This is a genomic window from Mycetocola reblochoni REB411 (assembly GCF_900163835.1).
GTDB classification, from domain to species: domain Bacteria; phylum Actinomycetota; class Actinomycetes; order Actinomycetales; family Microbacteriaceae; genus Mycetocola_B; species Mycetocola_B reblochoni.
This window is the reverse complement of the sequence record NZ_FUKR01000013.1, coordinates 1-19,722: the sequence shown is the minus strand read 5'-3', so window position 1 is coordinate 19,722 and position 19,722 is coordinate 1. Positions and strand designations below refer to the sequence as shown.

General features: G+C 71.0%; 22 protein-coding genes and 1 tRNA gene. 16 read left to right on the top strand and 7 right to left on the bottom strand.

All coding sequences use genetic code 11. From position 1 onward, the window contains the following. Positions 1 to 51 precede the first annotated feature (51 nt). Positions 52 to 900: a GNAT family N-acetyltransferase gene (locus FM119_RS02170; protein WP_087136054.1), complete on the top strand. Its 849-nt coding sequence runs from the start codon at positions 52 to 54 to the stop codon at positions 898 to 900. Here the strand turns inward: FM119_RS02170 and FM119_RS02165 are convergent. Continuing rightward, positions 843 to 1,502, bottom strand: a complete 660-nt coding sequence (locus tag FM119_RS02165) for a GNAT family N-acetyltransferase (protein ID WP_245827198.1) — start codon at positions 1,500 to 1,502, stop codon at positions 843 to 845. The genes FM119_RS02170 and FM119_RS02165 overlap by 58 nt on opposite strands. 132 nt (positions 1,503 to 1,634) lie before the next feature. Between FM119_RS02165 and FM119_RS02160 the strand changes: the two genes are divergently transcribed. From FM119_RS02160 to FM119_RS02120, 9 genes are all read left to right on the top strand, one after another. After that, complete coding sequence (locus FM119_RS02160) at positions 1,635 to 3,299, top strand: ABC transporter substrate-binding protein (protein WP_245827197.1); 1,665 nt, start codon at positions 1,635 to 1,637, stop codon at positions 3,297 to 3,299. After that, complete coding sequence (locus FM119_RS02155; protein ID WP_087136052.1) at positions 3,296 to 4,276, top strand: ABC transporter permease; 981 nt, start codon at positions 3,296 to 3,298, stop codon at positions 4,274 to 4,276. Before FM119_RS02160 ends, FM119_RS02155 begins: the two co-directional genes overlap by 4 nt. Next, positions 4,273 to 5,199, top strand: coding sequence for an ABC transporter permease (locus FM119_RS02150; RefSeq protein WP_087136051.1), 927 nt, complete (start codon positions 4,273 to 4,275; stop codon positions 5,197 to 5,199). The genes FM119_RS02155 and FM119_RS02150 overlap by 4 nt, the downstream gene beginning before the upstream one ends. After that, a complete protein-coding gene (locus tag FM119_RS02145; RefSeq protein WP_245827196.1) occupies positions 5,196 to 6,941 on the top strand; it encodes an ABC transporter ATP-binding protein in 1,746 nt (581 codons plus the stop codon). The genes FM119_RS02150 and FM119_RS02145 overlap by 4 nt, the downstream gene beginning before the upstream one ends. Next, positions 6,938 to 7,960 (top strand): alpha/beta fold hydrolase, encoded by a 1,023-nt coding sequence (locus FM119_RS02140; protein WP_087136050.1) that lies wholly within the window; start codon positions 6,938 to 6,940, stop codon positions 7,958 to 7,960. The genes FM119_RS02145 and FM119_RS02140 overlap by 4 nt, the downstream gene beginning before the upstream one ends. Before the next feature lie 167 nt (positions 7,961 to 8,127). Next, the gene (locus FM119_RS02135; protein WP_087136049.1) at positions 8,128 to 9,303 is read left to right on the top strand and encodes a glycoside hydrolase family 1 protein; all 1,176 of its coding nucleotides are present in this window, start codon (positions 8,128 to 8,130) and stop codon (positions 9,301 to 9,303) included. Between the two features lie 216 nt (positions 9,304 to 9,519). Next, positions 9,520 to 9,801, top strand: a complete 282-nt coding sequence (locus FM119_RS02130; RefSeq protein WP_143822597.1) for a hypothetical protein — start codon at positions 9,520 to 9,522, stop codon at positions 9,799 to 9,801. Between the two features lie 99 nt (positions 9,802 to 9,900). Continuing rightward, complete coding sequence (locus FM119_RS02125) at positions 9,901 to 10,218, top strand: putative quinol monooxygenase (RefSeq protein WP_087136047.1); 318 nt, start codon at positions 9,901 to 9,903, stop codon at positions 10,216 to 10,218. Continuing rightward, the gene (locus FM119_RS02120; protein WP_179205159.1) at positions 10,215 to 10,913 is read left to right on the top strand and encodes an IMPACT family protein; all 699 of its coding nucleotides are present in this window, start codon (positions 10,215 to 10,217) and stop codon (positions 10,911 to 10,913) included. The genes FM119_RS02125 and FM119_RS02120 overlap by 4 nt, the downstream gene beginning before the upstream one ends. 84 nt (positions 10,914 to 10,997) lie before the next feature. Here FM119_RS02120 and FM119_RS02115 read toward each other — a convergent pair. Continuing rightward, positions 10,998 to 11,071, bottom strand: a tRNA-Gly gene (locus tag FM119_RS02115). Between the two features lie 128 nt (positions 11,072 to 11,199). On the opposite strand from FM119_RS02115, the gene dcd reads away from it, so the two are divergent. The 5 genes from dcd to FM119_RS02090 all read left to right on the top strand — a co-directional run bounded on the left by dcd (position 11,200) and on the right by FM119_RS02090 (position 14,133). Then, entirely contained in the window at positions 11,200 to 11,805 is a 606-nt protein-coding gene (gene dcd / locus FM119_RS02110) for a dCTP deaminase (protein WP_087136046.1), read from the top strand. A gap of 17 nt (positions 11,806 to 11,822) precedes the next feature. Continuing rightward, positions 11,823 to 12,347, top strand: coding sequence for a hypothetical protein (locus FM119_RS02105; protein ID WP_087136045.1), 525 nt, complete (start codon positions 11,823 to 11,825; stop codon positions 12,345 to 12,347). Further along, positions 12,344 to 12,868, top strand: coding sequence for a DUF3060 domain-containing protein (locus FM119_RS02100; protein WP_087136044.1), 525 nt, complete (start codon positions 12,344 to 12,346; stop codon positions 12,866 to 12,868). Before FM119_RS02105 ends, FM119_RS02100 begins: the two co-directional genes overlap by 4 nt. Positions 12,869 to 12,974: 106 nt before the next feature. After that, positions 12,975 to 13,565, top strand: a complete 591-nt coding sequence (locus tag FM119_RS02095) for a TetR/AcrR family transcriptional regulator (protein ID WP_087136043.1) — start codon at positions 12,975 to 12,977, stop codon at positions 13,563 to 13,565. Between the two features lie 61 nt (positions 13,566 to 13,626). After that, entirely contained in the window at positions 13,627 to 14,133 is a 507-nt protein-coding gene (locus FM119_RS02090; protein ID WP_087136042.1) for a CarD family transcriptional regulator, read from the top strand. A gap of 65 nt (positions 14,134 to 14,198) precedes the next feature. Here FM119_RS02090 and FM119_RS14120 read toward each other — a convergent pair whose 3' ends face one another. The 4 genes from FM119_RS14120 to adhP form a co-directional block, all read right to left on the bottom strand. Next, entirely contained in the window at positions 14,199 to 14,834 is a 636-nt protein-coding gene (locus FM119_RS14120; protein WP_245827188.1) for an alpha/beta hydrolase fold domain-containing protein, read from the bottom strand. 568 nt (positions 14,835 to 15,402) lie between these two features. Further along, entirely contained in the window at positions 15,403 to 15,852 is a 450-nt protein-coding gene (locus FM119_RS02080; protein ID WP_087136041.1) for a VOC family protein, read from the bottom strand. A 155-nt stretch (positions 15,853 to 16,007) separates the two neighbouring features. Beyond that, a complete protein-coding gene (gene idi, locus FM119_RS02075) occupies positions 16,008 to 16,553 on the bottom strand; it encodes an isopentenyl-diphosphate Delta-isomerase (RefSeq protein ID WP_087136040.1) in 546 nt (181 codons plus the stop codon). 87 nt (positions 16,554 to 16,640) lie between these two features. Continuing rightward, a complete protein-coding gene (gene adhP, locus FM119_RS02070) occupies positions 16,641 to 17,681 on the bottom strand; it encodes an alcohol dehydrogenase AdhP (RefSeq protein WP_179205157.1) in 1,041 nt (346 codons plus the stop codon). Positions 17,682 to 17,808: 127 nt separating this feature from the next. Here adhP and FM119_RS14300 point away from each other — a divergent pair, with 127 nt between their 5' ends. Next, positions 17,809 to 18,366 carry a GntR family transcriptional regulator gene (locus FM119_RS14300; protein WP_087136039.1) on the top strand — a complete coding sequence of 186 codons (558 nt, stop codon included), beginning with the start codon at positions 17,809 to 17,811 and terminating at the stop codon, positions 18,364 to 18,366. Between the two features lie 48 nt (positions 18,367 to 18,414). On the opposite strand, the gene FM119_RS02060 is transcribed toward FM119_RS14300, so the two are convergent. After that, positions 18,415 to 19,689, bottom strand: a complete 1,275-nt coding sequence (locus FM119_RS02060) for an MFS transporter (RefSeq protein WP_087136067.1) — start codon at positions 19,687 to 19,689, stop codon at positions 18,415 to 18,417. Positions 19,690 to 19,722: the final 33 nt, after the last annotated feature.

Genomic DNA, 19,722 nt, shown 5'->3' with positions numbered 1-19,722 from the left:
GACCCCGTCTTGCTCGCGCGGCGATCGCGGTCCATGCTGGTCCGATGTCCGATGTCTGATGCCGCCGGATCCGATCGTGCCGCGGAGCTCCTCGCGGCGTACGACGCCGAGCTCAGGGGGGAGGCCGAGACCGCGCACGCGCTGCGCACCGAACGGCTCGGCCCGCTTCACCTGGCGACGTTCCCCGGCGGCAGCGGGTTCATCGGCTACGCGCCGTTCCGTCTCGGGGCGGGCGAGTCGGTCCGGGAACTGGTGCGGCTCGCGCTCGCTCATGTCGCGTCCGACCCGACCGTGTCGCAGCTGGAGTGGAAGACCCGTGGCCACGACCGGATCCCCGGTCTGGAGAGCGCGTTGCGCGACAACGGTTTTCGCGCAGAAGAGACCGAGTCGATCATGCTCGGCCAGGCCGAGTCGCTCGCCGTCGACGTCCCGCTCCCCGCGGGCATCGTGCTGCTGCGGCGGATCGACGCGGAGCCCGACGTCAGGGCAACGAGCGCGATGGTCGATCGGGCCTTCGGCGATCCGGTCTCGCCGCGGCGGGCCGACGCCGTGCTGGACCGGCTGTCGCGAGGGGACGGCACCGAGCTCTGGGTCGCCGAGGCCGGCGGGGAGCCCATCTGCGCCGGCCGGCTCGAGCCCGTCCCCGGCTCGCGGTTCGCGGGTATCTGGGGAGGGGCCACGCGAGCGGACTGGCGAGGACGGGGCATCTACCGCGCCCTCACCGCGGCGAGGGCGCGCTCCGCGCTGGCGGCGGGCAAAACCCTGATCCACAGCGACTCGACGGCGTACTCACGCCCGATCCTGGAACGGTACGGCTTCCTGGCCGTCTCGACGACGACGCCCTACGTCTGGGAGCGGCCGGTCGCCGCCGCCGGCCACTCGGAGGCGAGCACGCCGTAGTTCATCCCGTCGAGCCAGACGCCCGTGCGGTGGAGGGCCGTCGCCTTGCTGTGCTCTTCGCGCCGCATACCGAGACGCTCCATCAGCCGCCAGGACGGTTCGTTGTCGGCGAAGCAGCCGGCGGTGACGCGTCGGAGGCCGAGCTCGGTGAAGCAGCGATCGATCACCGCGCGCACCGCCTCGGTGGCGTAGCCGTGTCCTCCGACGTCGGGGTGCAGTGTCCAGCCGAGTTCGGCTTCGGTGTTGCGTGCGCGATCGCGGACCTCGCGCTGGGACCAGCCGTCGCCGATGCGCAGCGTGACGTCGCCGACGGGGAGGCGGGTGGGGTCATCGAGCCGCTCGATGAGCAGCATCTGGGTGAGGCGGCCCGGCTCGTCCATCTGGGCTCGGAAGCTGTCCAGGTCATCGGGGCCCGAGGTGATCCACCGGCTGACCTCGGGCAGCCGGCGGTGTCGCCAGATCGCCTCGACGTCGTCAGGGGTGGCGCGGCGCAGGCGCAGGCGATCGGTCAGTAGCGGCCAGGAGACACGGTCGATCGGTTCGACGGGCACGGGCACGGGTGCGTGCTCGGGCATGGGCTCGGCGGCGGCGGTGTCTGGCACGCGGTCCAGGCTAGCCGCCGGGTGGCGGCACGGTTGCACGACTCGAATGTATGCGCTTACACTGCCGAGTAGCGACACCGTCGCACGCAGCCCCCCGGACTGCCTTATGACAGAGACGACATGAGGTTCACTGTGTCAAAGACGCACACCACACGCCGCTGGCGAACGCTGGCGCTCGCGGGCATCACGGCCGCAGCACTCGCCGTCAGCGGGTGCAGCATCCAGATCACCTCGCAGCCCGACCCGAGCATCGGCGAGGACACGATGCTCATCAACGCCGACAAGGGCAACCCGCTCTTCGACCGCAACTTCAACCCGTACATCACCAACGCGCGCACCGCCGCCCGCTGGATCTACGAGCCGCTCATCCTCATCAACCCGCTCGACGGCGCCGAGCACCCGTGGCTCGCCGACAGCTGGGAGCAGCCGGACCCGCGCACCATCACCATGCACATCCGCGACGGCGTCACCTGGAGCGACGGGGAGCCGTTCACCGCGGAGGACGTCGCCTTCACCTTCCAGCTCATCAAGGACAGCCCCGAGCTGGACATCTACGGCGCCTGGCAGCACCTGGACAGTGTCGAGGTGGACGGCGACACCGTCACGCTGGCGCTGCAGAGCGACGACACCCCGGCGCTGGCGATCATCGGCAAGACGATGATCGTGCCTGAGCACCTCTGGTCCGACGTGGAGGACCCCTCCACCTACCGCAACGAGGACCCGGTCGGCACCGGTCCCTTCGTCCTCGGCAACTACAACGACCAGCAGTACTCCGTCGATCGCAACCCGGACTACTGGCAGGCCGACAAGATCGAGATCGAGCACATCGTGCTGCCGTCGACGAACAACCAGCTCGACACCGTCACCCGCGGCTACGACTGGTCCTACTCCTTCATCTCCGACGTGTCGGGCACCTGGGGTGCGGCCAGCCCCAACAACAAGTGGTGGTTCCCCAACGCCGGCGTCATCGGACTGATGCCCAACAACGACGTCGCCCCCTTCGACGACGTGCACGTCCGCCGCGGCATCGCCCTCGCCCTCGACCGCGACAGCATCGCCGAGGTCGCCAGCGAGGGCTACATGGAGCCCGCGGGCCAGACCGGCCTCATCCTGCCCAACCAGGAGGACTCGCTCGACCCGAGCATCCCCAACGGCGGCATCATCGAGCAGGACACCGACGCGGCCCTCGCCGAGTTCGCCAAGGCCGGGTACACGCAGAAGGACGGCACGCTCGTCGACGAGGACGGCACGCAGTTCGAGTTCTCGCTCACCACGGCCAACGGCTACTCCGACTGGACGCGGGCCGCTCAGGCCGTGCAGCGCCAGCTCGGCGACATCGGCATCACCGTCTCCCTCGAACTGCCGCAGCCCGCCGGATACCAGCAGGCGATCAGCAACGGCGACTTCGACGTCGCCATCGGCGGCATGGGCAACGGGGACATCTACCAGGCGTTCAACTCGCTGCTCTCCAGCGACTTCTACGTCCCGGTGGGTGAGTCCACGGCGAACAACTTCGCCCGCTACCGATCCGACGACGCCGACCGGCTCCTCGCCGAGTACCGCTCCACCGTTGACGAGGGCCGCCAGGGCGAGATCGTCGACGAGCTGCAGAACATCGTCTACGACGAGCTCCCCGTCATCGGCATGTACTACGGCGGAAGCTGGGGCCTGTACAACGACGCCAAGTTCACCGGATGGCCCACAGAGGACGACCCCTACATGATCCCGCAGAACTACGACTCGGCCCCGCTGCTGACGTTCACCAAGCTCAAGCGCGCGACGGGGGGCCAGAAGTGAAGTACATCGCCCAGAAGCTCGGACTGTTCGTGCTCACGCTGTGGGCCGCCGTCACGCTGAACTTCTTCCTTCCGCGGCTCATGCCCGGGTCCCCCGCCGACGCCGCGATCGCCAAGCTGTCCCAGAACGGCCCCGTCACCGAGGCCACCCGCGCCGCCATCGAGGCGCAGCTCGGCGTGCCCACCGGGTCGCTGTGGGACCAGTACCTGTCCTACCTGCACCAGGTCGTGACGCTCGACTTCGGCGTCTCCTACACCTTCTACCCGCAGACCGTGTCCAGCATGGTGTCGACGGCGCTGCCGTACACGATCGGGCTCGTCGGCATCGTGACGGTCCTGGCGTTCGTGCTCGGCACCCTCATCGGCGTCGCGGCCGCGTGGAAGCGGGGCACCTGGCTGGACTCGCTCCCGACGCTGACCGGGTCGTTCCTCAGCACCTTCCCGTACTTCTGGACGGCACTGCTGCTGCTGTTCTTCCTCGGCTACGTGCTGCACTGGTTCCCGACGACGGGGGCCTACGCCGCCACCAGCACACCCGGCTTCACGGCCGAGTTCATCGGCGACGTGCTGCTGCACGCGATCCTGCCGGCACTGACCATCCTCATCACCTCGCTCGGGGGCTGGATCATCGGCATGCGCAACGCCATGATCAACACCCTCGGCGACGACTACGTGACCTTCGCCGAGGCCAACGGCCTGCGCGGGCGCACCGTCGCGATCCGCTACGCCGCCCGCAACGCGATCCTGCCGAACCTCACCGGCTTCGGCCTGGCGCTCGGCGGCGTGGTCGGCGGCTCGATCCTGGTCGAGCAGGTGTTCGGCTACCCGGGCATCGGCTACCTGCTCTTCAACGCCGTCATCGGCCAGGACTACCCGCTGATGCAGGCGCTCTTCCTGATGATCACCGTCAGCGTGCTCATCGCCAACTTCCTCGTCGACATCTTGTACGGCGTACTCGACCCAAGGACCCGCCGATGACTTCAACGCAGAACGTCAGAATTCCGTCAGACCACACCGGCGACGGTATCGCCGCCCCGAGCAGGTGGCGCGCCGTCGGCCGCATGGTCGCCACCGTGTGGGGCAACACGAAGGCCCGCATCGGCATCTGCATCCTCGGCTTCTTCGTCGTCGTCGCGGTGTTCGCGCCCGTCCTCGCGCCGTACGGGCCGAAGGACAACGGCTTCGAGCGCAACGGCGCGGCCTCCTGGGCGCACTGGCTCGGCACGACGGCCGCCGGCGAGGACGTGCTCAGCCAGCTCATGCACGGCGCCAGGATCAGCCTCGTCGTCGGCTTCGCCGCGGGCATCCTGTCGACCATCGTCGCCGTGCTCATCGGCCTGAGCTGGGGCTACCTGCGCGGCGTCGCCAGCGAGGTCGTCGGCTTCGTCGTCAACCTGTTCCTGGTCATCCCCGGCCTGCCGCTCATGATCGTCATCGCCGCCTACCTGCAGAACGGCGGCATCCTGATGATCATCGCCGTGATCGTCGTCACCGGCTGGGCGTGGGGCGCCAGGGTGCTGCGCTCGCAGACCCAGTCGCTGCGCGGCAGGGACTTCGTCACCTCCGCGCAGTTCTCCGGCGACGGCTCGGCGCGCATCGTGTTCCGCGAGATCCTGCCGAACATGACCTCGCTCATCACCGGAAGCCTGTTCGGCGCGGCCACGGCGGCGATCCTCGCCGAGGCGGGCCTGGAGTTCCTCGGGCTCGGTGACTCGAGCATCGTCAGCTGGGGCACGATGCTCTACTGGGCGCAGAACTCCAACTCGCTCCTGACCGGCCAGTGGCTGCTGCTGTTCGCGCCGGGACTGTGCATCGCGCTGCTCGCCCTCAGCCTCACGCTGATCAACTTCGGCGTGGACGGGATCTCCAATCCGCGCCTCAGGGAAGGAAAGGGACGATGAGCATGACGACCCCCGCGAGCGGCACCGTGAGCGCCGCAGAGAACGACGTCCTCCTCGACGTCCGCGAGCTGTCCGTCGTCTATGCCTCGCCGGGCATGGAACCCGTCCAGGCGGTCGACCGGGTGTCGTTCACGCTGGGGCGCGGCGAGTTCGTCGGGCTCGTCGGCGAGTCCGGCTCGGGCAAGTCGACGCTCGGCTTCGCCCTCACGCGGCTGCAGAAGGCGCCGGCCCAGATCAGCAACGGCCGGATCCTCTTCGGCGGGCGCGACATCCGCGAACTCGATGCCGAGGAGCTGAGGCGTCAGCGCCAGGGCGGCTTCGCCATGGTGCTCCAGTCGGGGATGAACGCGCTCAACCCGGTGCGCACCATCCGCAACCACTTCATGGACGTGTTCCGCGCGCACGGTCACGTCGGTGCGCACGAGCGTGCGGGGCGGGCGGCCGAGCTCGTGCAGAAGGTCGGCCTCGGGCCCGAGGTGCTCGACCGCTACCCCGGTGAGCTGTCCGGCGGCATGCGCCAGCGCGTGTCTATCGCGATCGCCCTCTCGCTGGAGCCGCAGCTCATGGTGTTCGACGAGCCGACGACGGCGCTCGACGTGCTCGTCCAGCACGCCGTCATGGACACCATCCAGGCGCTGCAGAAGAGCGAGAACTTCACCGCGATCCTCATCAGCCACGACCTCGGGATCGTGCTCGAGGCGACGGAGCGCGTCATGGTGATGCACGAGGGCCGCATCGTCGAGGACGCCAGGAGCGTCGACATCCTCGAGCGTCCGCAGGATCCGTACACACGCATGCTGCTCAGCCACTACGCCGACCCGCGCGCCGAGACGATCTCCATCCCCGGCTTCGTCGACATGGGCACGCGCAAGCGCGAGGGCAAGGCGCGCATCGATGTCACGACGACGCGACCGACCGTCTCTGCGCGGCAGGCCCGCAGCGCTGACTCCGCGATCGTCGTGGAGGGCGTCAGCAAGGTCTACCCGGCCCCGCGGCGGGGGGAGGAGAAGGTGACGGCCGTCTCTGACGTGTCGTTCCGCCTGGAGCCGGGGGAAGCGCTCGCCCTCGTCGGCGCGTCCGGCTCGGGAAAGTCGACGCTCGCGAAGCTCATCACGGGCGTCGAGAAGCCGACCGCGGGTTCGATCCGCTTCGGCGACCTCGACGTGACGGGCCTGCGCCGCCGCGCCCTGCGCGAGCTGCACAAGGACGTCCAGATGGTGTTCCAGGACCCGTACTCGGCCCTCAACCCGCTGCACACGGTCGAGTACACGCTCACCCGTCCCGTGGTGAACTACACCGGGCTGCGTGGTGCCGATGCCCGGCGGCGCGTGCTCGAACTGCTCGACACCGTCGGGCTCACCCCGGTGGAGCAGTTCGCCGCCAAGCTGCCGCACCAGCTCTCCGGCGGGCAGCGCCAGCGCGTGGTCATCGCCAGGGCGCTCGCGAGCGACCCGCAGGTGCTGATCGCCGACGAGCCGGTGTCGATGCTGGACGTGTCGCTGCGTGCCGGTGTGCTCGCCCTGCTCGAGGACCTGCGCGAGCAGTGGGGCGTGAGCATGCTCTACATCACCCACGACCTGCTCAGCGCACGCCTGGTGACCGAGAACATCCTCGTTCTCAACCGGGGCAGGGTCGTCGAGCGGGGGGAGACCGCGCAGGTGCTGCGGCACCCGAGCGACGAGTACACGGTCAGCCTGCTCGACGCGGTCCCGAACCCGGCCAGGGCGAAGGGGGCGCGATGAGTGCCCCGACGGAGGCGCGGCCGTCGCTGCGCCCTGCCGCTGCGTTCGGAGAGCTGCCTCTGCCCGCGGGCGTCGAGGTGCTCTCGGTCGAGCTGCCGGTCGGGCCACTGACGGTGCTCCGGGCAGCGGCCGCCGCGCACGGGCACGATGTTCCACGTGGAACGGTGCTGCTCGTGCCCGGCTTCACCGGCACGAAGGAGGACTTCACGACCTTCCTGCCGCGCCTGGCCGCGGCCGGCTGGGATGCGGTGGCCTACAGTCAGCGCGGGCAGGGCGATTCGGCCGGGCCGGTCGGGATCGAGAACTACCGGCTCCCCGATTTCGCCGGCGACACACTGCTCGTCGCCGACGCGGTGGGCGCGGGCGGGGCCGTTCATCTCGTCGGGCACAGCTTCGGCGGTTGTGTCGCGCGTGCCGCGGCGATCGCCGACCCCTCGCGGTTCCTCAGTGTGACCCTGCTGTGCTCCGGACCCCACGGCTGGCCCGGGCGGCACCAGGAGACGACCGACACGGTGCGCGCCGGAGGCAGCATCGGGCTCTGGTACCGCGACAACCCGGACACGCTCGGGGTCCCCGACTCCGAACTCGACCCAGGGCTGGCCTTCCTCCGGCTCCGGGCCGAGCGGACCAGCCCCGACAACCTCCTCGGCGGGGCCGAGATCCTGCGTACCGACCCCGACACCACCGAGCTCCTGCGCGCGACCGGCCTGCCGGCGCTCGTGGCGTACGGCGAGCACGACGACAAGTGGCCGCTGACCATGCAGCACGAGGCGGCGCTCGGCCTCGGCGCCCGTGAGGTCGCCATCCCCGGCGGTGCGCACTGCCCGCACCTCGACGGCGAGTCTCCGGTGGCGACCGCCGTCGCGCTGAGCACGTTCTGGGGAGAGGTCACCGACGCATCCTTCGAGCGCGCCGAGCCCGGCGCGCTCGCCGCCGGGTCCGCGCCCGCGCCCGCGCCGGAGGCGACCGGAGCGCCCGACGACGCCGGAGCCTCCGACAACGCCGGAGCGCCCGGCTGAGTCGCTGCGCTTCCGTCGTGAGACCCGCCCGCGCTGGCCCGCACACCCGCGCACGCGGCAGCGCCGCTCGTCGGCCCACCGGCTCCCCGCCGACCCAGCCATCAACACATCCCTCCGCTCATCCCCCACTCATCCACCCACCGACCCACTCATGAAGGAGACTCACCGTGCTCACGTTCCCTGACGGATTCCTCTGGGGCGCAGCCACCGCCGCGCACCAGGTGGAGGGCAACAACGTCAACAGCAACTGGTGGGTGATGGAGCACGCCGCCGACACGACCATGGTCGAGCCGTCCGGCGACGCCATGGACCACTACCACCGTTACCCGGAGGACATGCGGCTCCTGGCCGAGGCCGGGCTGAACTCGTACCGCTTCTCCATCGAGTGGGCGCGGATCGAGCCCGAGCGGGGGTTCGTCTCCCGCGCGGAGCTCGACCACTACCGCCGCATGATCGACACCGCGCGCGAGAACGGGCTGGACCCGACGGTCACACTCATGCACTTCACCGTTCCGCGCTGGTTCCAGAACGACGGCTTCTGGCGCGCCGCCGACGCCGCCGATCTCTTCGCCCGATACTCCGAGACGGTTCTCCCGATCCTCGAGGGCGTCGAGTACGTCTGCACCATCAACGAGCCGAACATCGCCGCGATGCTCGCCGGAGGGGAGGACGCCGCCAACCTCGTCGCCTACGGGCTGCCGAACCCCGACCTCGGCGTCGCCGACACGCTGCTCGAGTCGCACCGCCGCTCGGCCGAGATCCTGCACACCGTTCCCGGGGTGAAGGCGGGCTGGACGATCGCCACGCAGGCGTTCCACTCCACCGGCGAGCCGGGAGCGGACGAGAAGCTGTACGAGTACGGCCACCCGCGCGACTTCTGGTACCTGGAGAACTCGGCCGGCGACGACTTCGTCGGCGTGCAGGCGTACACCCGCACCTTCATTGGTCCGGAGGGGCCCACCCCGGTCTCCGAGGAGGTCGAGACGACGCTCACGGGCTGGGAGTTCTTCCCCGAGGCCCTCGAGATGGGCGTCCGCAGCGCCTGGGAGCTCAGCGGCGGCGTGCCGGTGCTCGTCACGGAGAACGGCATCGCGACCTCCGACGACAGCCGGCGGATCGCCTACACCGAGGGAGCGCTTCGCGGTCTGCACCGCGCCATCGAGGACGGGATCGACGTCAGGGCCTACCAGCACTGGAGCGCACTGGACAACTACGAGTGGGCCAGCGGCTACCGGCCCACCTTCGGCCTGATCGGCGTGGACAGGGAGACCTTCGAGCGCACCCCCAAGCCGAGCCTGGCATGGCTCGGGGCTGTCGCACGGAAGAACGGCCTCGAGGGCTGACGCCGCCGCCGTCCCGGCCTACCGTCGGGCCGGTGCCGCGGCGTGCGCGGCTCGGTGCGGTCGGCTCGTCCGCACCGTGTTGCTGCCGAAGCCAAATCCGGAGTCGGAGCTGCGGCCGGAGCGGGCCGAGCCGCCTCGTCGAAACCCGTATCGGTGCGCGTCCACTTGACCCGGTCACTCCGCTCGGCCACGCTGGGAGCAGGGATGGGAGTGCTGATGAGTCGCAGACCGGGAAAGAGCATCGCCGGCATCGTTGGCCTGGTGATCATCGGGCTCGGAGCCGTCGTCGCGCTCGGCGCGCTGTTCGGCACGACGGAGAACGCCTGGATCCCGCAGGAGTCGCTTCTCGTAGCGGCCGCGGTGATCGCCCTCTTCGGGATCCTCGTCTGCGTGCTCGCCGCCATCAGGGGCGGTACGGGCGATGACTCCGACGGCCCGGGCGACGACGCTCGCGGCGCCGGCAACGGAGGCACCCCCGGTGGTGGCTCGCGGGGCTGAGCCCCGGAGCGCGTCCCGGCGCTGCCGCTATCCTCGACTCGGCGGCCAGCCACAACGGCTGCGTCCACCGCCGACCGCCTCCGCACAGATTGGACCCGCATGACCGCCCCCGTTGTCGTCACCGCCCACTTCACCGCGCAGCCGGGCAAGCTCGATGAGCTGAGGGCCGCGCTGGTCGCCTCGATCCCCGCCGTGCACGAGGAGGAGGGGTGCGAGCTGTATGCGATCCACGACGCCCCCGACGGCACCATCCTCATGATCGAGAAGTGGTCGAGCCGGGCACTGCTCGACGCTCACTCGGTCGGCGCTCCCGTTGCGGCGCTCAACGCCGCGATCGCCGGCGCCGCCGCCGCCGACCCGGTCGTCGTCATCATGGACCCGATCCCCGCCGGCACCGAGGTGCAGGGCCAGCTCTGAGCGCGGGGTCGGGTTCCCCTGCGGCGGACGAGTCCCGCCAGGGGCCGGAGCCGACGGAGGGGGCCGGACCGGCGAGCTACCGCACCGTCCAGGGCCCCGTCGTCGCGGAGCTGGAGGTCAAGCGGTCCCTGTTCCGCTGTGACCTCGTGCCCGTCGCGACGGAGGACGCGGCACGGTCCCTCATCGCCGCCGTCCGTGCAGAGCACCCGAGGGCGCGGCACCACTGCAGCGCCTTCGTCCTCGGTCCGTCTGCACGGACGCAGCGCAGCAACGACGACGGCGAGCCCTCGGGGACCGCGGGGGCTCCCATGCTCGACGCGCTCACCTCGGCGGGGCTCAGCGACGTCGTCGCCGTCGTGACCCGCTACTTCGGGGGAGTGCTGCTCGGTGCCGGCGGTCTGACCCGCGCCTACCGGGGCGCCGTGGCCGAGGCGATCGCCGTCGCTCGGCCGCGCACACTCGTCCTGCGGCGGCTGCTGGAGGTTCGGCTGGACTACGCCGCGGCGGCATCACTGGAGGCGCAGGCGCGCCGCCGGGGCTGGGCTGTCCTCGATGCCGACTACGCGGCGGACGTCGGCCTCCGTCTCGGCGTTCCGCAGAGCGAGGAACCCGAGCTGGGCGCACTCGTCGCCGAGCTCACCGCCGGGTCCGCCGTCGTCACCCGCGGCGCCCTCGACTACCTTGCGGAGGAGTGAGCGGTGCCTGGCCCGCCGCGCCGTCTACCAGATCGACTGAGGTGCCAGAGCATCGCGCGTTGCAGCGGGAACAGCGGCAAGAAATGGAGCGGATGACGGGAATCGAACCCGCGCTATCAGCTTGGGAAGCTGAAGTTCTACCATTGAACTACATCCGCGCAAGACACCCGGAGCGCTGCCGGGCCGGCCTCGGGCTCAACGATAGCAGGTCGTCAGGCCGCCTCGCCCTCGCTCCGACGCGATCCGCCCTCGCTCCGGACACGCGCCTCCCCGTTAAGATGAGACCGTGCTGCTCTCTGATCGTGACATCAAGGCCGGACTGGCCTCGGGCCGGATCGCGCTCGACCCGCTCGACGAGGCGATGGTCCAGCCGTCGTCGATCGACGTGCGCCTCGACCGCTATTTCCGGCTGTTCGACAACCACAAGTACCCCTTCATCGATCCCGCTCAGGACCAGCCGGAGCTCACGCGCCTGATCGAGGTCAAGCCGGACGAGCCCTTCATCCTTCACCCCGGCGAGTTCGTCCTCGGCGCGACCTTCGAGCAGGTGGGCCTGTCCGACGACGTGGCCGCGCGGCTCGAGGGTAAGAGCTCGCTCGGGCGTCTCGGCTTGCTCACCCACTCGACGGCCGGCTTCATCGACCCGGGCTTCAGCGGGCACGTGACCCTCGAGCTGAGCAACGTGGCCACGCTGCCCATCACCCTGTGGCCGGGCATGAAGATCGGCCAGCTCTGCTTCTTCCAGCTGAGCTCCGCCGCCGAGAACCCCTACGGCAGTGCGCAGTACGGCTCCCGTTACCAGGGGCAGCGCGGTCCGACCGCCTCGCGGTCGTTCGCCAACTTCCACCGAACCGACGTCGGGTCGACCGACGCCGGGCACCGCGGCAACTGAGAAGCGAAAGGCCAGCCATGAACGCTCCCGCACCGGATCCGCTCCTCGGCGTGCTGTCGGCGGACGGGCCGAGCAGCCGCTACCCGCACCGCATCGCCACCTTCGGCCGGCTCGTCGGACGCTGGGCGGTCACCTCGACCCGGCGCGAGCGTGAGGGCGCCGACTGGGAGGACGTCGTCTTCACCTGGACGGTCGGGTACATCCTCGACGGCCGGGGCGTGCAGGACGTCGCCGTCGTCGACGATGACGCCGTCCCCGGCGGCGTGCGCACGGTGTCGACGACGGTCAGGGTCTACGACCCGCTCCTCGGGGCGTGGCGGGTCAGCTACCTCGAGCCCGAGCGGGGCGAGTACGCCCAGCTGATCGCCTCGGCGCACAGGGACGGCATCCGCCAGGACGGCACCCGTAGCGACGACAAGCTCATCCGCTGGAACTTCAGCGGCATCACCGGCGAGCGCTACCTCTGGGACAGCTGGGTCTCCGACGACGAGGGCGCCAGCTGGTGGCTGCAGGCGCACAACGAGGGGCGGCGGCTCGCATGAGCGCCCGCGGTCCCCTCAGGGCGGCGGCGGTCGTGCTCGCGCTCGGCGGAGCGATCGCGCTCGCGGGCTGTGCGGGTGGCCAGTTCCTCGACAACCCGGAGACGCCCCCCGTCTCCGCGACGCCGACGACGGAGCAGCTCGTCCAGCCGACGATCGAGCCGGAGCAGGAGTCGGAGGCCCCGAGCGGCGCGGTCGGTGCGGTGCTGACCCGCGACGAGCTCATCGCCCAGGCCGACTCCGAGGTCCGGTGCAGCGGTGAGCGCACGGGCGTCACCGGGTCGAACGGTTCCGTCGTCCGCGTGACAGGGACCTGCCCCGACATCGAGGTCACCTCGGACGGCATCACCGTCGTCGCCGACCGCGTCGGGGGAGTCACGATGAAGGCGAGCGGCTCGGTCGTGTTCGTCACGCGGGCGGACGCCGTCACCATCAACGGCGATGGGAACGTCGTGCTGTGGTCGTCGGGCAAGCCGAAGGTCACCGACCGCGGCTCGGAGAACACCGCGGGCAGCGAGGACTGATCGTGGCGCCCCGTTAGCATCTGGCGGGGGGATCGACGTCGTGGCGCGCGGGTGTCGCCAGATTGCCCTCGGACACCTGTCCGAAAACTGGTAGGATAGCCTATGTATGTCGGATCACACTGCTTTCGGAATCGTTGATTACAACGACTCTTCCGCGAGCAAGCGGCGATCCGATCCCCGCTCCGAGCGGACCCAGACGGCCGTGTTCGAGGCGGTCGAGCGCCTGGCCCGCTCCCGCGCCGACGACATCAGCGTGGCCGAGGTCGTCCGCGAGTCCGGCATCAGCCGCAGCACCTTCTACGCGCACTTCTCCGGCATGGACGACCTGGCCTCCGGCTACCTGAGCCGAGCCTTCCGCGACATCGGCCTGGCCGGGGCCGCGACGTCGCATGACTCCCCGCGTGAGGCCTGCCGGTCGCTGATCGCCCACATGGTCGCGACCGTTCCCCTGTACGTCAGTGTGCTCGGGCTGCCGCTGCGCGGGCGCGCCGTCGACCGCATGATCGAGGGGTACGCCGGGCAGTTCGCCCGGGTGCTCTCCGCGGCGCCCGACCGGCCGTCCGGCGTCGACCCCGGGCTGCTCGGGGCGTTTCTGGCCGGGGGCGCGCTCGCCGCGGTCAGGCGCCGTCTGGCGGCGGACGTCCCGCAGGACGTGGTCGACGAGGTTCTCGCGCTCCTGCCGTCCTGGCTCGACTGACCGCGGCCCGTCACCGCTCACCACGTGCTTTTCCCATCCCAACAGTAAGGACCCACGAGAAATGAAGTTCGAAGTCGGCGAAACCCTGGTCTACCCCCACCACGGTGCGGTCACCATCACGGCGATCGACGTTCGCCAGATCAAGGGTGTGGAGAAGCGCTACATGAAGCTGCACGTGCACGCCAACGACCTGACCATTCAGCTCCCGGTCGACAACGTCGAGCTCGTCGGGGTCCGCGACGTCATCGATGCCGACGGCGTGAAGGCCGTCTACGAGGTCCTCAACGAGGAGTTCGTGGAGGAGCCGGGCAACTGGTCCCGCCGCTTCAAGGCCAACCAGGAGAAGATGGCCTCCGGCAGCGTCTACCGGATCAGCGAGGTCGTCCGCGACCTGTGGCGCCGCGACCAGGAGAAGTCCGTGTCCGCGGGCGAGAAGCGCATGCTCGACAAGGCCAAGCAGGTGCTGGTGTCCGAGCTCGCCCTCGCGCAGAGCATCACCGACGAGGAGGCCGCCTCGCGGCTCGACGAGGTGCTCGTCGGCAGCACGAGCACCGTCGCCGCGGGCTGAGTCCGCGCGGTCGCGCCCGACGTGGCGCGACGGGGCCGAGCGCCCGGTCCTCCGGGGCCGGGCGCTCAGTCGTGCAGGTGGCGGAGCGCGGAGACGACGTCGTCGTGCCAGCGCCTGGACGCAGGCACGAGTCGGCCGAAGATCGGGACGTCGTGGGTGGCGCCGGCGTAGCGCACGCAGCTCGCGTCGATGCCGGCGGCACGCAGCCGCGCCGCGTACAGCGCGCCCTGGCGCCGGAGGGGGTCGTACTCGGCCGTGAGCACCACCGCCGGCGGCATGCCCGCGAGGTCGGGGGCGCGCAGCGGCGAGGCGAGCGGGTTCCGTGCACCCCGCAGCGGGGACCCGAGGTAGCCGGTCGCCACCGCGAGCATCTCGCCGAGCACGAGCGGGAGCGGGACGCCCATCACCACGGCGGGCCAGAGGTCGATGTGTCGTGCGGTCAGGTCCAGGGCCGGGACCTCCAGCAGCTGGAGGGCGACCGCGGGGCCGACCGCACCCCTGCTCCGCAGCGCGACCGCGGCCGCGATGCCTCCCCCGGCCGACGTCCCGCCGAGGGCGATGCGCATCGGGTCTGCGTGCAGTGTGGCGGCCTCGGCCGCGACCCAGCGGAGCACGGCGTCTCCCTGCTCGACGGCGACGGGGAAGCGGTGCTCGGGAGCGAGCGCGTACTCGACGGCGACGACGAGTACCGCTGCCTCCACTGCACGCCGTCTGGCCGCCGCGTCGTTGGTCGGGTAGTCGATGCCCCCCCCACACGGAAGGACCCGCCGAAGAAGCTGATGAGGACGGGCAGGACGGCGGTGTCCCCGTCGGGTCGGGGGTCGTAGACGCGGACGCGCACCGGTTGTCGGCCGGGGACGGGGACGTGATGCTCGCTCGTGCCCACGCTCGGGCCGGGAATACCGACGGTGTCCAGCTCCCTGCGGTCCCAGGCGAGGGCCGCCCGGCGCTTCGCGGCCCGGTCTGACGCGGCGCGCGATGCCGCGGCCAGGCGCCGGTGCGCCCTGCGGGCGCATCGGCTGCTCGGGGCGATCGGCCGCGATCCCGGTGCCGGTGCCGGCGCTGCTGCTGCCGGTGTCGGGCCGGGGACGGGCGACGACTCCGCGGGCGGGCGCGCGGAGCCGCTTTCTCCGTGCTCGCCGCCGCCGCCGCGTCGCCACGGCGGCACCGAGCGCAGCCGTTTCCTGGCCTGGTCCAGCGCGGTGCGCACGAGGTAGCGCCTGTGGGTGCGTAGGCGCTCGGCGAAGACCGGGTCGAGCGGCATCGGCGCTACTCGGCGGCCGGAGCGTCCGCGGCGTCCGCGGCGTCCGCGGTGGAGGAGCCCTCGGCGGCGCGCGGGTCCATCCAGACGAACTCGATGACGTTGCCGTCCGGGTCCTCCAGGTCGCGGCCGTACATGAAGCCGAAGTCCTGCGGCGGGCGCGGCTCGCTCCCGCCCGCGGCGAGCCCCGCGGCCATGGCGGCGTCGACCTCGTCCCTCGACGTGCGGCTCAGCGCCGTCATCGTCTGCAGATGCGTCCGGGGATCGATGATCGGCTTGTCGGTGAAGCCCGCAAGGAACTCCCTGGTGAGGATCATGAGGTACACGTGCTCGCCCACGACGATGCAGCTGGCGTTCTCATCGGTGAAGCCCGGCTCGACGCGGAAGCCGAGAGCCGTGTAGAAGTCCTGCGACCGTCTCAGGTCGGTGGTCGGCAGGTTGACGAAGACGTCGGTCATGGCGGATCCCCTCTCGGTGGCGGGTGCAGCGGGCGACCCTGGTCCGATGGTCCGCGGTCGTGGCCGGTGCTGTCAAGGCTGCGCGCGGGTGTGGGCTGGTTACGGCCGTGCCGCCCGTCCCGCCTGGTCGGACTGGCCGAGCCGGTCGGCCCGGGTCACCCCGCCGAGGGAAGTGCGCCCGCCTCGACGAGCGCGGGCAGCTGCAGGGTGATCCACGGGCTGAACGCGAACGGCGTCAGCTCCGCGGCGGCGACGAGGTCGAGTGGGTCGACCCAGGCGAGCTCGGCGACCTCCTCCGCGCGGGGGCTCGGCGTGCTCGCGGCCACGGCTGTGTAGACGGGGCAGATCTCGTTCTCGACGACGCCGGATGCGTCGACGGCGCGGTAGCGGAAGGTGGGGAGGACGAGCTCCGGCGTGCTGATCGTCATGCCGAGCTCCTGCTCGGCACGGCGGACCACCGCGTCCGCGATGTCCTCGCCGGGGCCGGGGTGGCCGCAGAACGAGTTCGTCCACACGCCGGGCCAGGTCTTCTTGCCCAGGGCGCGCCTGGTGACCAGGAGGCGGCCGTCGGCATCGAACACGTGGCAGGAGAAGGCCAGGTGCAGCAGCGTGTTCTCCGTGTGGACCTCGGCCTTCAGCGCTGTCCCGATCGGCTGGGCGGACTCGTCCAGGAGGACGACGAGCTCATCGCTAGTGGTCATGGGTCAATTCTCTGTGACGGCGGGGGCTTTCCCAAATGCCCGCGGCCGGGGTGCCCCGCCGGAGCGCCGGCGGGGCACCCGCGGGGCTCAGGCCGAGGCCAGGTCGGCCACGTTCATGACCGCGCGGCCGTTGATCTTGCCGTGCCGCATGTCGTCGAACACCTCGTTGATGTCGCCGAAGGCGTGCTCCGTGGCGATCGTGTTGACCTTCCCCCGCGCGGCGAAGTCGAGCGCCTCGGCGAGGTCGGCGCGCGTGCCGACGATGGACCCGCGCAGGGTGATGCCCTTGAGCACCGTGTTGAAAATGTTGACGGGGAAGTCACCGGCGGGCAGGCCGTTGATGGCGACGGTCCCACCGCGGCGGACCATGTCCATCGCCTGGGCGAAGGCGATGGGGCTCGGGGCGGTGACGAGGACGCCGTGGGTGCCGCCCAGCTCGCGCTGCAGGTACTCGGCCGGGTTCTGCTCGCGCGCGTTGATGGCGATGCTCGCGCCGAGCTTCGTCGCCAGCTCGAGCTTGTCCTCACCGACGTCGACCGCGGCGACGTTGAGGCCCATGGCGACGGCGTACTGCACGGCCAGGTGGCCGAGGCCGCCGATGCCGGAGATGGTGACCCAGTCGCCCGGCTTGGTGTCGGTGACTTTGAGGCCCTTGTACACGGTCACGCCCGCGCAGAGGATGGGCGCGATCGTGACGGGGTCGACGCCCTCGGGGATGATGCCGGCGTAGCGCGAGTCGACGAGCATGTACTCAGCGAAGGAGCCGTCGACGCTGTACCCGCCGTTCTTCTGCTGCTCGCAGAGCGTCTCCCGGCCGGTCAGACAGAACACGCACTCGCCGCACGCGCTCCAGAGCCAGGCGTTGCCGATGCGGTCGCCGACGGAGACGTTGGTGACCTGGTCGCCCACGGCGACGACGATGCCGTGCCCCTCGTGGCCGGGGATGAAGGGAGGGCTCGGCTTGATCGGCCAGTCCCCGTCCATGGCGTGCAGGTCGGTGTGGCAGACACCGGTGTAGTCGACCTTGACGAGGGCGTCGAACGGACCGGGCTCGGGGATGGCGACCTCTTCGATGGTGAGGGGCTCGCCGAACGCGCGCACCACGGCGGCGGTCATCGTGTCGGACATGCGTCCTTCTTTCTTTTCGCGACAGGGGATCCGGGGCCGGTGGGCCCCGCAGGCGAGTCGCGCGACGACGTCGGGTCGTCATCGACTCGGCCCCCACGATCATAGGTAAAATGTATTTGTTTTTCGAGTGGTGACGACGGGTCGATCCGGTCGCACGCGGGACTCGACCGAGCGGGAGGCGCACAGGGTGGTGGCGACGGGGGACAAGACGGAGCGGGTGTACGAGCACGTCGTCGCGCGCCACCTGCGCGGCGAGTACGCGCCGGGGGACAAGCTCGTCATCGCCCGGCTCGCCGAGGCCACCGGGGTCAGTGCCGTCCCCGTCCGGGAGGCTCTGCGGCGGCTCGAGGCCGACGGCATCGTCGAGTACACGCACCAGCGCGGGTTCCGCGCTCGCAGCCTCGACCCGGACGAGGTCGTCGAGGCGCTCGAGGCCCACGGGGCGATCGAGGCCGTCGCCGTCGCCCTGGCCGTCCCGCGGCTCGGCCCGGAGGTGGTCGTCGGCCTGCGGGAGGCGAATGCGCTGATGCGTACCGCGGTCGCCGACGGCGACGAGGCGGGGTTCGCCGAGGCCAGCCTCGCGTTCCATCGCCGCGGCCGTCGTGCTGACGCCCGAGCGTTCGGAGCGGGTGCTCGCGGAGCACGACGAGGTCATCGCCGCGCTGGAGGCGGGGGCCGACCCTGAGGCGATCGCCCGCATGGTGAGCCGGCACCGTGCGGCGAACGTGGCGGCCTACCGCCTGGTCGCGGTCCGCTCCTGAGGCGTCAGGGCGAGCAGGAGCACCAGTCCGGCGACGAGCACGACGACGAGCCCGATCACGCCCCAGTACTGGGCGCCGCCGAGGGTGACGGCGAGGGCGAACGCGGTCGGCGCGAGGAACGACACCGCCCGTCCCGTCGTCGCGTAGAGGCCGTAGACCTCTCCCTCGCGACCGGCGGGCATGTGGTGCTGCAGGTAGCTCCGTGAGGCGGACTGCGCCGGGCCGACGAACATGCACAGCGCCAGCCCGAACACCCAGAACGCGGTCGCGCCGGCGTCGTGCAGCAGGAACACCGCCAGCCCGCTGACGACCAGGCCGATGAGGGCGGCGATGATGACGGTGCGTGAGCCGATCCGGTCGTCGAGCAGCCCGACGACGACGGTCGAGATCCCTGCGACGACGTTCGCAGCGATCGCGAACAGGAGCACCGTGTCGGCGCCGAACCCGAAGGTCCCCGCGGCCAGCACTCCGCCGAAGGTGAACACGCCGGCCAGGCCGTCGCGGAACACGGCGCTGGCGAGCAGGAAGCCCAGAACGGGGCGGTGCTCGCGCCAGAGCAGGGCGATGCGGCGACCGAGTTCCCTGTAGGAGGCGAAGAAGCCGATGCGGGGCACGGGCGCGGCGCGCGGCTTGTCGCGCACCGCGCGCAGGACGGGGATCGCGGACAGGCCGAACCAGGCGGCGGCGACGAGCATGGCGACGCGGACGTTGAGCCCGTCCTCCGCGGTGACGCCGAACAGCCCCACCTCCGGCGCGATGAAGCCGAGGTAGACGACCAGCAGCAGCACGATCCCGCCGAGGTAGCCCATGCCCCAGCCGAAGCCGGAGACCCGTCCGATCGTCCGGGGCGTCGACACCTGCGCGAGCATGGCGTTGTAGTTGACGGAGGCGAACTCGAAGAACACGTTCCCCGCGGCCAGCAGCAGCAGGCCGAGCCAGAGGTAGCCGGGCTCGGGCTTGACGACGAACAGCAGCGCCATGGTGAGCACGACGATCCCGGTGTTGACGCCGAGCCACAGGGTGCGGCGCGAGGCCCGGTCGGCCCGCATGCCGGTGACGGGCGCGAGCAGCGCGATGAGCACCCCGGCCGCTGCGAGCGACCAGCCGAGGAGGGCGGAGACGTGCGCCGGGGCCCCGAAGCCGCCGCTGGTGAGGTAGACGGCGAACACGAAGGTCGTGACGACGGCGTTGAACGCGGCCGAGCCCCAGTCCCACAGCGCCCACGCGGCGACGATCCGTCCGGGCACGGTGCGTTCCGCGGCGGGGGAGTCGGTGGGGGC

What these genes read in the sequence shown, in the direction of transcription:
- FM119_RS02170 (WP_087136054.1), top strand. Translation starts at nt 52, where the DNA reads ATGTCTGATGCCGCCGGATCCGATCGTGCCGCGGAGCTCCTCGCGGCG.
- FM119_RS02150 (WP_087136051.1), top strand. Translation starts at nt 4,273, where the DNA reads ATGACTTCAACGCAGAACGTCAGAATTCCGTCAGACCACACCGGCGAC.
- FM119_RS02145 (WP_245827196.1), top strand. Translation starts at nt 5,196, where the DNA reads ATGAGCATGACGACCCCCGCGAGCGGCACCGTGAGCGCCGCAGAGAAC.
- FM119_RS02140 (WP_087136050.1), top strand. Translation starts at nt 6,938, where the DNA reads ATGAGTGCCCCGACGGAGGCGCGGCCGTCGCTGCGCCCTGCCGCTGCG.
- FM119_RS02130 (WP_143822597.1), top strand. Translation starts at nt 9,520, where the DNA reads ATGAGTCGCAGACCGGGAAAGAGCATCGCCGGCATCGTTGGCCTGGTG.
- FM119_RS02125 (WP_087136047.1), top strand. Translation starts at nt 9,901, where the DNA reads ATGACCGCCCCCGTTGTCGTCACCGCCCACTTCACCGCGCAGCCGGGC.
- FM119_RS02105 (WP_087136045.1), top strand. Translation starts at nt 11,823, where the DNA reads ATGAACGCTCCCGCACCGGATCCGCTCCTCGGCGTGCTGTCGGCGGAC.
- FM119_RS02100 (WP_087136044.1), top strand. Translation starts at nt 12,344, where the DNA reads ATGAGCGCCCGCGGTCCCCTCAGGGCGGCGGCGGTCGTGCTCGCGCTC.
- FM119_RS02095 (WP_087136043.1), top strand. Translation starts at nt 12,975, where the DNA reads ATGTCGGATCACACTGCTTTCGGAATCGTTGATTACAACGACTCTTCC.
- FM119_RS02090 (WP_087136042.1), top strand. Translation starts at nt 13,627, where the DNA reads ATGAAGTTCGAAGTCGGCGAAACCCTGGTCTACCCCCACCACGGTGCG.
- FM119_RS02080 (WP_087136041.1), bottom strand. Translation starts at nt 15,852, where the DNA reads ATGACCGACGTCTTCGTCAACCTGCCGACCACCGACCTGAGACGGTCG.
- idi (WP_087136040.1), bottom strand. Translation starts at nt 16,553, where the DNA reads ATGACCACTAGCGATGAGCTCGTCGTCCTCCTGGACGAGTCCGCCCAG.
- adhP (WP_179205157.1), bottom strand. Translation starts at nt 17,681, where the DNA reads ATGTCCGACACGATGACCGCCGCCGTGGTGCGCGCGTTCGGCGAGCCC.